At 69.8% G+C, this 11,308-nt stretch carries 10 protein-coding genes and 1 tRNA gene; 10 read left to right on the top strand and 1 reads right to left on the bottom strand.

Translation table 11 applies throughout. From position 1 onward, the window contains the following. Both ilvC and KF780_07755 read left to right on the top strand, forming a co-directional pair. Window positions 1–984, top strand: coding sequence for a ketol-acid reductoisomerase (gene ilvC / locus KF780_07760; GenBank protein MBX3561696.1), 984 nt, complete (start codon window positions 1–3; stop codon window positions 982–984). After that, a complete protein-coding gene (locus KF780_07755) occupies window positions 981–1,529 on the top strand; it encodes a GNAT family N-acetyltransferase (GenBank protein MBX3561695.1) in 549 nt (182 codons plus the stop codon). Before ilvC ends, KF780_07755 begins: the two co-directional genes overlap by 4 nt. A 2-nt stretch (window positions 1,530–1,531) precedes the next feature. On the opposite strand, the gene mutL is transcribed toward KF780_07755, so the two are convergent. After that, window positions 1,532–3,343, bottom strand: a complete 1,812-nt coding sequence (mutL, locus tag KF780_07750; protein ID MBX3561694.1) for a DNA mismatch repair endonuclease MutL — start codon at window positions 3,341–3,343, stop codon at window positions 1,532–1,534. Between the two features lie 153 nt (window positions 3,344–3,496). On the opposite strand from mutL, the gene KF780_07745 reads away from it, so the two are divergent. The 8 genes from KF780_07745 to KF780_07710 all read left to right on the top strand — a co-directional run bounded on the left by KF780_07745 (window position 3,497) and on the right by KF780_07710 (window position 11,267). Further along, window positions 3,497–4,540: a rod shape-determining protein gene (locus tag KF780_07745; protein MBX3561693.1), complete on the top strand. Its 1,044-nt coding sequence runs from the start codon at window positions 3,497–3,499 to the stop codon at window positions 4,538–4,540. Window positions 4,541–4,557: 17 nt separating this feature from the next. Next, window positions 4,558–5,565: a rod shape-determining protein MreC gene (gene mreC, locus KF780_07740; protein ID MBX3561692.1), complete on the top strand. Its 1,008-nt coding sequence runs from the start codon at window positions 4,558–4,560 to the stop codon at window positions 5,563–5,565. After that, window positions 5,562–6,077, top strand: a complete 516-nt coding sequence (mreD, locus tag KF780_07735) for a rod shape-determining protein MreD (protein ID MBX3561691.1) — start codon at window positions 5,562–5,564, stop codon at window positions 6,075–6,077. Before mreC ends, mreD begins: the two co-directional genes overlap by 4 nt. Continuing rightward, window positions 6,074–8,002 carry a penicillin-binding protein 2 gene (gene mrdA, locus KF780_07730; GenBank protein MBX3561690.1) on the top strand — a complete coding sequence of 643 codons (1,929 nt, stop codon included), beginning with the start codon at window positions 6,074–6,076 and terminating at the stop codon, window positions 8,000–8,002. The genes mreD and mrdA overlap by 4 nt, the downstream gene beginning before the upstream one ends. Further along, entirely contained in the window at window positions 8,002–9,120 is a 1,119-nt protein-coding gene (rodA, locus tag KF780_07725) for a rod shape-determining protein RodA (protein ID MBX3561689.1), read from the top strand. Before mrdA ends, rodA begins: the two co-directional genes overlap by 1 nt. A gap of 83 nt (window positions 9,121–9,203) precedes the next feature. Beyond that, window positions 9,204–9,279, top strand: a tRNA-Lys gene (locus KF780_07720). A gap of 130 nt (window positions 9,280–9,409) precedes the next feature. After that, window positions 9,410–9,880 carry a DUF4126 domain-containing protein gene (locus KF780_07715; protein ID MBX3561688.1) on the top strand — a complete coding sequence of 157 codons (471 nt, stop codon included), beginning with the start codon at window positions 9,410–9,412 and terminating at the stop codon, window positions 9,878–9,880. A 7-nt stretch (window positions 9,881–9,887) separates the two neighbouring features. After that, window positions 9,888–11,267, top strand: coding sequence for an FAD-containing oxidoreductase (locus KF780_07710; GenBank protein ID MBX3561687.1), 1,380 nt, complete (start codon window positions 9,888–9,890; stop codon window positions 11,265–11,267). The last annotated feature ends 41 nt before the right edge of the window (window positions 11,268–11,308 follow it).

Here is an 11,308-nt window from a genome sequence, read left to right as displayed (position 1 = left end):
ATGCAGGCCTGGTTCGATAAGGATTGCGATCTCTCGATCATTCGCGCCAGGCGGGTGGCGGTCGTCGGTTACGGCAATCAGGGCCGCGCCCAGGCGCTGAACCTGCGGGACAGCGGCGTCGCCGTGACGGTCGCCCTGCGCGAAGGCTCCACGCGCCGCGAACAGGCGCGGGCCGACGGGTTCGACGTCATGCCGTCAGCCGAGGCCGCCGCGCAGGCGGACGTGGCGATGCTGCTCGCCGCCGATGAGGATCATGGCCGCATCTATGCCGAGGAACTGGCGCCGCACCTGAAGCTCGGCGCCGCTCTGGGCTTCGCGCACGGCCTGTCGATCCGCTTCGGCCTGATCCAGCCGCGTCCCGATCTCGACATCTTCCTCGCCGCGCCCAAGGGGCCGGGCACGGCCTTGCGCGACGACTATCTCGCCGGCGCCGGCCTGATCGGGCTGATCGCGGTCGAGCAGGACGCGAGCGGCGGCGCGCAGGCGCTGGCGCTGTCTTACGCCGCCGCGATCGGCAGCGGCCGAGCGGGAATCCTGCCGACCAGCTTCGCCGAGGAATGCGAGGCCGACCTGTTCAACGAGGCGGCCGTGCTCTGGGGCGCGATCCCGGAGCTGATCCTGGGCGGCTACGACACCTTGGTCGAGGCCGGATATTCTCCCGAAATCGCCTATTTCGAATGCCTTGCCGAAGTGAAGCTGATCGCCGATCTCATCCATGCGCGTGGCATCGCCGGCATGCGCGAGGCGATTTCCAACACCGCCGAGTTCGGCGCGTTGAAAGGCGGGGAGAGGATCGTCACCGCCGACACCCGCACCGAGATGCGCCGCATCCTGCGCGAAGTCCGCTCCGGCGCCTTCGTCAGGGAGCTGATCGCCGACGCCGAGGCCGGCTATCCGCGCCTGAAAGCCAGCCGCGCCCGCGCCGCCGCCCATCCGATCGAGGCGATCGGCAAGGGACTGCGCGACCTGAAGCCATCGCAATGATCTTCATCGAGACCGAACGGCTGATCCTGCGCCGTCCGCGCGATTCGGATCTGGACGCGCTGATGCCCGCCTGGGCGGACCCGGAGATGACGCGCTACACCGTCCGCCGCGACGATCCGCGCGCCTTCCTCAGGCAGCTGATCGCCGACATGCAGGCGAAACAACCCGGCGCGATCGAACCGGGCGGCCCCTGGTATCAGTTCGTCCTCGCCCGCCGCGCGGATGGCGCGGTGGTCGGCGACATTGGCGTCGGTTTCGACGTGCCCGGCGAACGGCAGGTCGAGCTCGGCTACCGCATCCTCCCCGCTCATCAACGCCAGGCCTATGTTCGCGAGGCGTTGACGGCCCTGATCCCCTGGCTGATCGACGCGCATCGCGTCCATCGCTTCGTGGCGGTCGCCACGGCCGAGAACATCGCCTCCGTAAAGATCATCCGCGCGCTCGGCTTCCACCAGGAAGGCCATTTCCGCGAAGCCTTCCTGTGCGACGGCCGTTGGATCGACGACCTCTATTTCGCCTTGCTCGCAAAAGACTGGCGCGGCTGAGGCTACTTCCGCCCGAACAGCTTCTCGATGTCACCATGGGCCAGCTTCACCCAGGTCGGGCGGCCGTGGTTGCACTGGCCGCTGTGCGGCGTCACCTCCATCTCGCGCAGCAATGCGTTCATCTCGGCGACGGAGAGGAGGCGGCCGGCGCGGACCGAACCGTGGCAGGCCATGGTCGCGGCGACATGGTCGAGCTTTTCCTTGAGGGACAGCGCGCCGTCGAAGGCGGCCAGATCGTCGGCGAGGTCGGTGACGAGGCCCTTGGCGTCGCTCGCGCCCAGCATGGCGGGCATGGCGCGGACCAGCATGGCGCGCGGGCCGAACCGCTCGATCTCCAGGCCCAGTTCGGCCAGCTCGGCGATGCGCGCCTCCAGCCGGTCGCAGGCGGGCTCGTCCAGCTCGACCACTTCGGGCAGCAGCAGGGCCTGCGCGGCGACGCCGCCCGCCGCCATCGCCCGGCGCATCCGTTCCAGCACCAGGCGCTCATGCGCGGCATGCTGGTCGACGAGGACGAGGCCGTCTTCGGCCTCGGCGACGATATAGGTCGCGGCGACCTGGCCGCGCGCGACGCCGAGCGGATGGCGCGCGGATTCCGGCGGCGCTTCGGCGGCGATTTCGGCGCGGGCCTGGGGGGCGAAATCGTGGGCGCGGTCGCGAAGGCTCCCATCTGCCCCCTCCCCCGTCACTCCCGCGAAAGCGGGGGTCCAGCTTTCTTGACGAGGGTAAAAGAAGGAAGAAGCGGGATTCCCGCTTTCGCGGGAATGACGGTTGGGGGTGGGTTCGCTTTGCCAATTGCCCAGCGCCGCCGCGCTGGGGCGCTGGGCGGAGCGGTGGCCGGCTTCGTCGAGGGCGTGGCGCAGGCCGCCGACGATCAGGCCGCGGATATTGCCGGGATCGCGGAAGCGGACCTCGGTCTTGGCCGGGTGGACGTTCACGTCCAGCTCGTCGGCGGGGAGATCGATGAAGAGGGCCAGGACCGGGTGGCGGTCGCGGGCCAGCAGATCCTGATAGGCGGCGCGCACCGCGCCGATCAGCACGCGGTCCTTCACCGGGCGGCCGTTGACGAACAGATATTGATGGTCCGCCACGCCCCGGTTGAAGGTCGGCAGGCCGGCAACGCCGCCGAGCCGGGCGGAGCCGCGGGCATAATCGATCGCCAGGCTGTTGGCGGCGAGCTCCCGGTCGGTCAGCGCCGTGACCCGGGCGGGGCGGTCCTCGCCGGGCTGGACCTGGAGGGTGCGGCGCCCGTCATGCTCCAGCGTGAAACCGATATCGGGCCGCGCCATGGCGAGACGCTTCACGACATCGAGGCAGGCGGCATATTCGCTGCGCGCGGAGCGCAGGAACTTGCGCCGGGCGGGGACCTTGTCGAACAGCCCTGCCACCGTGACGCGGGTGCCGGGCGGCAGTGCGGCCGGCCCCTCTCCCGCCAGCTTGCCGTTGTCGATCGCGCGCGACCAGCCGTCGGCGCCCCGGGGGCGGCTTTCGATGGTGAGCCGGGCGACGCTGGCGATCGACGGCAGCGCCTCGCCGCGAAAGCCCAGGGTGGCGACATTCTCGATGGCGTCGTCAGGGAGCTTGGACGTGGCGTGCCGCTCCAAGGCCAGCGCGATCTCGTCCGGGGCCATGCCGCACCCGTCGTCGGTGACGCTCATCCCGTCCACGCCGCCGCCAGCGAGCGTCACGGCGATTCGCCTCGCGCCGGCGTCGATCGCGTTCTCGACCAGCTCCTTCAGCGCGCTGGCCGGCCGTTCCACCACCTCGCCCGCGGCGATGCGGTTGACCAGATGCTCGGGAAGGCGCCGTATTGACATGAGGGAAGCTCTATACGAAGCGGCGGCGGCTCGCGAGCCGCGTTGCGCATATCTGTTGTGGACCGGCGAGGCGGGAGCATCCTATAGACATTTTTCGGGCGCGACCGGGAGTCTCCCGCCCATGCCCAAAGCCTCCAGACGACAAGGCCGTTCATGTCCTTCTTCAATCTTTTCCGCCTCCCCTCCCACGACATGGCGATCGACCTCGGTACCGCCAATACGGTGGTCTATGTGCGCGGCCGCGGCGTGGTGCTCAACGAGCCGTCCGTGGTCGCGATCGAGACGATCAACGGCGTCAAGCGCGTCAAGGCGGTCGGCGACGACGCCAAGCTCATGATGGGCAAGACGCCGGACCAGATCGAGGCGATCCGCCCCCTGCGCGACGGCGTGATCGCGGACATCGACGTCGCCGAGCAGATGATCAAATATTTCATCGCCAAGGTGCACGGCCGCCGCCGCTTCCCGCGCTGGCCGGAGATCGTGATCTGCGTGCCTTCGGGCTCCACCTCGGTCGAGCGGCGCGCGATCCGCGACGCCGCCTCCAACGCCGGGGCGCGGCAGGTCTATCTGATCGAGGAGCCGATGGCCGCCGCGATCGGCGCCGACATGCCGGTGACCGAGCCGATCGGCTCCATGGTCGTCGATATCGGCGGCGGCACGACGGAAGTCGCGGTGCTCAGCTTGCGCGGCCTCGCCTACACCACCTCGGTGCGCGTCGGCGGCGACAAGATGGACGAGGCGATCAGCTCCTATGTCCGCCGCAACCACAACCTGCTGATCGGCGAGGCCACGGCCGAGCGGATCAAGAAGCAGGTCGGCATCGCCAAGCCGCCTGCCAATGGCGAGGACGGCGAGACCGTCCACATCAAGGGCCGCGACCTGGTCAACGGCGTACCCAAGGAGATCACGATCAACCAGCGGCAGATCGCCGAGGCATTGAGCGAACCGGTCGGCACGATCGTCGAGGGCGTGCGCATCGCGCTGGAGAATACCGCGCCGGAGCTGGCCGCCGACATCGTCGATCAGGGCATCGTGCTCACCGGCGGCGGCGCGCTGCTCAAGGGCCTCGACGAAGTGCTGCGCGACGAAACCGGCCTTCCCGTCACCGTCGCCGACGACCCCCTCACCTGCGTCGCGCTCGGCACCGGCCGCGCGATGGAGGAGGACGTCTTCCGCGGCGTGCTGCAGACCGCCTAGTTAGGGGGACGCGCAGCATGGCGCCGCCCGCGAAACGGCGTCCGGGTTTCTCCCGCAAGGCGCAATATGGCCTGTTCCTCGGCTATGTCGTGGCCGTGGCGGGGATGCTGATCGCCGTCCTGCTGCTGATCGTCGCGGCGATCGATCCGCGCGGCTTCGCGGCGATCAGGGGCGCGGCGCTGGACGCGACGGCGCCGGTCAGCTCGGGCGGGCGCTCCGTCACCGGCTTCTTCAGCGGTCTCGGCAGCGCCATTTCCGATTATTTTCGCGCCGGATCGCAGAACGCGCAGCTTCGGGCCGAGCTTGCGGAAACGCGCCGCGCCTTGGTCGCGGCGCAGGCGGCCGAGGCCGAAAACCGGCGGCTGACCGCGATGCTGGGCCTGGCGCAGGACGTCACCGACGAAGTGACGGTGGCGCGGATCGTCGGCTCCTCCTTCCAGTCGCCGCGCCGGCTCGCGACGCTTTCGGCCGGCACCGGATCGGGCGTCGCCGCCGGGATGCCGGTGCGCTCGTCCGACGGGCTGATCGGCCGGGTGATCGAGACCGGGCGCTGGGCGGCGCGGGTGCTGCTCGTCACCGATGCGTCGAGCAACGTGCCGGTGCGGCTGGTGCGCGACGGCACGCCGGCGATCGCCGCCGGGCGCGGCGACGGCACGATCGAATTGCGCACGCTGGAGGTCGGCGAAAATCCTTTCCGCTCCGGCGACGTGCTGGTCACGTCCGGCATCGGCGGCATCTTCCCGCCCAACGTGCCGGTCGCGCGGGTGATCCGGATCGAGGGCGACACCGCGATCGCGCGGCCGATGGCCGATCCGGCCCGCGCCGATTTCGCGATCGTCCAGCGCGCCTACCAGCCGGCGGTGGACGGCACGCTCGCCGACGCGCCGCAACAGCACCGCGCGCCGCCGGTGGCGGCTCCGCCGGGTCCCGCCGCGCCGGCCGCCAACGCCGACCGTCAGCGCGACCCGCGCTACCAGCCGGCGCTGCAGCAGGCGCAACCGACTCCCGCCGAGGCGCCGCGATGAGCCGGATCGCCGGCTCCAGCACCGAAGTCGCGATCCGCGACCTGCGCAACCGTTTCGTGCCGACCATCTCGACCATCGTCGCGATCCTGCTCGTGCTGCTGCCCTTCGTGGCCGCCACGCCGCTGGTGCCCGATCTCGGCTTCCTCTTGCTCATCACCTGGCGGCTGCTGCGGCCGGAAATCTGGAGCGCCAACACCGCTCTCGCGCTCGGCCTCCTGAACGATCTCGTCGCCGGCAACCCGCTCGGCCAGTCGATGCTGCTGTGGACGGCGGCCTTCCTCGCGCTCGATTTCATCGACAGCCGGCTCGGCTTTCGCGACTATATGATGGACTGGCTGATCGCCGCCGCGCTTATCGCACTGCACACTGTCGGCGCCTGGTATGTCGCTCTGCTGATGAAGAGCGACGTCGCCTTCACGGTCGTGGTGCCGCAAATGATTGTCGGCATCCTCGCTTATCCGGTCGCCGCGCGGATCGTGCTGGCGCTCGATCGCTGGCGGCTCGGGCGATGAAGAAGCGTTATCGCCCCCCGCCCACCGAGGCCGGCATCGCCGCCAGCTTCTCGCGCCGCGCGATGCTGATCGGCGCGGGGCAGGCGGCGCTCGCCGCGGTGCTGGCCGGGCGGATGGGCTATGTCGCGATCGCGCAGAACCAGCGTTATTCCGATCTCGCCGATTCCAACCGCATCCAGACCCGGCTGATTCCGCCGCGCCGGGGCTGGATCGTCGACCGGCACGGCCAGCCCATGGCCTCCAACCGCAGCGATTTCCGCGTCGATCTCATCCCCGACCAGATCGAGGATGCCGATCGCGTGATCGCCGAGCTGACGCGCATCCTGTCGCTGACGCCGGAGGCGGTCGAGAAGATCCGCGAGGATCTGGCCGCGGCCGCCGGTTTCCAGCCGGTGCCGGTCGCCGAGCATCTCTCTTTCGAGAAATTCGCCGAGGTGACGGTGCGGTTGCCCGATTTGCCCGGCGTATCGCCGTTGCGCGCCTTCGCCCGCTTCTATCCCGAGGGCGCCGCCGTCGGCCATCTGATCGGCTATGTCGGCACGCCCAATCGCGACGAGTATGAAGCGGAGAACCGCTCCCCCCTGCTGCTCACCCCCGGCTTCAAGATCGGCAAGGAGGGGCTGGAGAAGGTGGTGGAGCAGCGCCTGCGCGGGCGGCCGGGCGCGGCGCGGGTCGAGGTGACGGCACGCGGCCGGCTGGTGCGCGAGCTGCGCACCCTGCCCGACGTCAGCGGCGCGCCGCTGCGCACCACGATCGACGCCGGCCTGCAAAGCTATGCGGCGCGGCGGATCGGCGATGAATCGGGTGCCTGCGTCATCATGGACTGCAACAATGGCGACCTGCTCGCCATGGCCTCGATGCCCGCTTACGATCCCAACGCCTTTTCCGACGGGATCAGCCGGTCCGAATGGGCGATGATGTCGGAGGACGAGCGCCGGCCCCTGCTCAACAAGGTCTTGAACGCGCTCTATCCGCCCGGATCGACGCTGAAGCCGATGGCGGCGATGGCGCTGCTGGAGGCGGGCGTCGATCCCGAGGATGTCGTGAGCTGCGGTGGCGGCTACCGGCTCGGCAACCGCGTCTTCCGTTGCCTCGGCCGGCACGGGCCGATGAATATGCACCGCGCCATCGCGCGCAGCTGCAACACCTATTTCTACGCGATGGCGCACCGTCACGGTTACGAGATCATCGCATCGATGGCGCGCGCGCTGGGCCTTGGCGAGCGCTTCGACATGCCGGTGGTCAGCCAGAGCTACGGCACCATTCCCGACGCCGCCTGGAAACGCCGCCGCTTCGACCAGGCCTGGAGCCATTCGGACTCGCTGAACGCGGTGATCGGTCAGGGCTATGTGATCGTGAATCCGCTCCAGCTCGCGACCATGTCGGCGTGCCTCGCGTCGGGCAGGCGCGTGCGCCCGCGCCTGATCGCGGGCGAGGGGCCGGCGCCGGCCGATTTCGCATACGATCCCGCCCATTTCGAACGGATCCGCCGGGCGATGTCGGAAGTCGTGAACGGCGCCGGCACGGCCGGGCGCAGCCGCCTCCCCTTCCCCGACATTCTGATGGGCGGCAAGACCGGCACGGCGCAGGTCCGCGCCATTTCCAGCGGATCGCGCGGCGGCGCGGGCGTGGCGCGGCGCTTCCGCGACCATGGCCTGTTCGTCTTCTTCGCGCCGGTGGACCGCCCGCTTTATGCCGGCGCGGTGGTGATCGAACACGGCATGGGCGGATCGCGCGCCGCTGCGCCGGTCGCCCGCGACGTGCTCACCTATCTGTTCGACAAGGACCGGGCGATGGCAGCGCTGGAGCCGCTGGAGCGCGAATGGGGCGGCAATATCGGCGAACGGATGGCGCGCCGCACGACCCAATGGGAAGCCGCCCGCGCCGCCGCGGCCGCCGCCCCGCCTCCGGCCGAGGCCCCCTGATGGCGCTGGTCGTTCCGAAACAGATCGCCGAGCTGCCCTGGCGGGTGATGTGGATCGTCATCGCGCTCGCCGGGGCCGGGATGCTCAGCCTCTATTCGGCGGCGGGCGGTTCGCTGATGCCCTGGGCGCTGCCCCATGCGGTGCGTTTCGCCACCTTCCTCGCCATGGCGATCGCGCTCTCCTACATCCGGCCCAAGCTGTTCGAGGAGACGGTCCACCTCGCCTATGCCGGCATCATTCTGCTGCTCATCACCGTCTTCGCCTTCGGCGCGATCGCCGGCGGCGCGCGCTCCTGGCTCGATCTCGGCGTGATCCGCATCCAGCCTTCCGAGCTCGCCAAGCCGGTGATGATGCTGGTCCTCGCCCGCTTCTACGCGATGGTGCCGCCGCGCGAGATCGGCCGCTGGTCGGCTTTGTGGCCGGCGCTCGCTTTGCTCGCCGTGCCCACCCTGCTCATCCTCATTCAGCCGGACCTCGGCACCGCCGCCCTGCTCGTCCTCTCGGCGATCGGGATCATGTTCCTCGCCGGGCTGCCGCTCTCCTGGTTCCTGGGCGGGGCGGCGGCGGTCGCGGCGATGGTGCCCATCGCTTATTCGCTGATGATGCCGCACCAGCAGGCGCGCGTGCTGATCTTCCTCAATCCGGAGGAGGACCCGCTCGGCGCCGGCTATCACATCACCCAGTCGCAGATCGCGATCGGCTCGGGCGGACTGTTCGGCAAGGGCTTCCTCAACGGCTCGCAGAGCCATCTCCAATATCTGCCCGAGCAGCATACCGACTTCATCTTTTCCGCCTTCGCCGAGGAATGGGGGCTGGTCGGCGGGCTGGTGCTGATCGCGCTCTTCTTCCTGCTGCTGCGCTGGGGGATGAAGGTCGCGGTCGACGCCAGGGGCCGGTTCGAGCGGCTGGCGGCGGCGGGCCTGACGCTCACCATCTTCTTCTACATCGCGGTGAATCTCATGATGGTGATGGGTCTCGCCCCCGTCGTCGGCATCCCGCTGCCGCTCGTCTCCTATGGCGGATCGGCGATGATGACGGTGATGATCTGCATCGGCCTCCTGATGTCGATCGACCGCCAGACCCGCCGCGATCCGCGCCGCGGCGGAGGCGGGCTCTAAGACGGTTGCAATCCCCGCGCGCCGCCCCTAAATGGCGCCTTCGCCGGGCCGCCCAGGCCGCCCGCGGACTGCCGCATGGCAATGGACGCATAGCTCAGTTGGTAGAGCAGCTGACTCTTAATCAGCGGGTCCTAGGTTCGAGCCCTAGTGCGTCCACCACTTTTCGTTCCGGCGTCTCCGTCCCCGATTGACCGACTCCCCGCCGCACGGCACTCTCTGCCCCGGTGGCGCCGGACTGTCGCGCTTCGCCTGCATCCACCTTTTCTCCAAACGGGAAAGGAACGGAAGGATGATCTATCTGCTCGCCGCATTGATCGGCGTCGTCGCGGGCCTGCGCGCGATGACCGCGCCCGCCGCCTTGGCCTGGGGCGCCTGGCTCGGCTGCATCTCGCTCGCCGCCACGCCCTTCGCCTTTCTGGGTTCGATCTGGGCGGTCGGCATTCTCAGCCTGCTCGCCGTGGGCGAGCTGGTCAGCGATCAGCTTCCCGCCACGCCAAGCCGCAAGGTGCCGGTCCAGTTCGGCACCCGCCTGCTCATGGGCGGCGTCACCGGCGCGGCGATCGGGGCGATGGCGGACATGCTCGTCCCCGGCCTCATCGCCGGCATGGTCGGCGCGGTGATCGGCACTTATGCCGGCGCGGCGGCACGCGCTACGCTGGCGCGCGGTTTCGGCCGCGACCGGCCGGCGGCCCTGATCGAGGACGCGGTCGCGATCGGCGGCGCGGCTCTGATCGTTCTCGCGCTCGCCCGGCCCCTGTGAACGCGCGGTGAGCGCCCGGCGCTTCGACGCGATCGTGATCGGCGCCGGCCAGGCCGGCCCGTCGCTGGCCGGGCGGCTGGCCGCGGCAGGGATGGAGGTGGCGCTGGCCGAGCGTCACCTGATCGGCGGCACCTGCGTCAATACCGGCTGCATGCCGACCAAGGCGCTGGTCGCCAGCGCCTATGCCGCGCACGTCGCGCGCCGCGCCGCCGATTACGGCCTGGTGGTGCCGGAGGTCGGCGTCGATTACGCCAAGGTCCACGCCCGCGCCCGCCAGGTGACGCTGAACGCGCGCGCCAACAACGAGAAGTGGCTGGCCGGCATGGATCGGCTCACCCTCTATCGCGAACATGCGCGGTTCGAAGGCCCGGGCACGATCCGTGTCGGCGCGGAACGGATCACCGCGCCCAAAATCTTCCTCAATGTCGGCGGCCGCGCCAATGTGCCGGACTTTCCCGGCGTCGGCGACGTGCCCTTCCTCAACAACAGTTCGATCCTCGATCTGGAGGAACTGCCACGCCATCTGATCGTCGTCGGCGGCTCCTATATCGGGCTGGAATTCGGCCAGATCTTCCGCCGCCTGGGCGCCGAGGTCACCATCGTCGAAAAGGGCGAGCGGCTGATCGGCCGCGAGGATCCGGAGATTTCCGACGCGATCCGCGCGGCGCTGGAGGATGAGGGCATCGCGGTGCGCACCCATGCCGAGTGCATTCGCCTCCTGTCCCATCCCGACGGTCCGGCGGTGGGCCTGGACTGCCATGAGGGTCCGCCGGAAGTGGTCGGCAGCCACATCCTGCTCGCGGTGGGGCGCCGGCCCAATACCGACGATCTCGGGCTCGACGCCGCCGGGGTCGCGACCGACGCGCGCGGCTACATAACGGTCGACGACAAGCTCGAAACCAATGTGCCCGGCATCTGGGCGATCGGCGATTGCAACGGGCGCGGCGCCTTCACCCACACCTCCTACAACGATTTCGAGATCGTCGCCGCCAATCTGATCGACGGCGAGGAGCGGTCGCTGAGCGAGCGCATCCCCGCTTATGCGCTCTACACCGATCCGCCGCTCGGCCGGGTCGGCATGAGCGAGGCGGAGGCGCGCAGGACCGGCCGGCCGTTGCTCGTCTCGACGCGCCCGATGACCAAGGTGGGCCGCGCCATCGAGAAGGGCGAGACCAAGGGCCTGATGAAGCTCGTCGCCGACGCCGAGACCCGCCGCATCCTCGGCGCCGCGATCCTCGGCACCGGCGGGGACGAGGCGATCCACGGCGTGCTCGACATGATGAACGTGGACGCGACGTTCGACGATCTGCGCTGGGCGGTGCCGATCCACCCGACCGTGTCGGAGCTGCTCCCCACCCTGATCCTCGGTCTCGCGCCGGCACGCTGAGGTCTGCGCGCCGCGCGCGGTTCGACCGGCCACGATCGCGG

Origin of the sequence: Sphingomonas sp. (assembly GCA_019635535.1) — a bacterium.
GTDB lineage: Bacteria > Pseudomonadota > Alphaproteobacteria > Sphingomonadales > Sphingomonadaceae > Allosphingosinicella.
The sequence above is the reverse complement of the archived record's forward strand: the minus strand, read 5'-3'. Positions and strand labels throughout refer to the sequence as shown.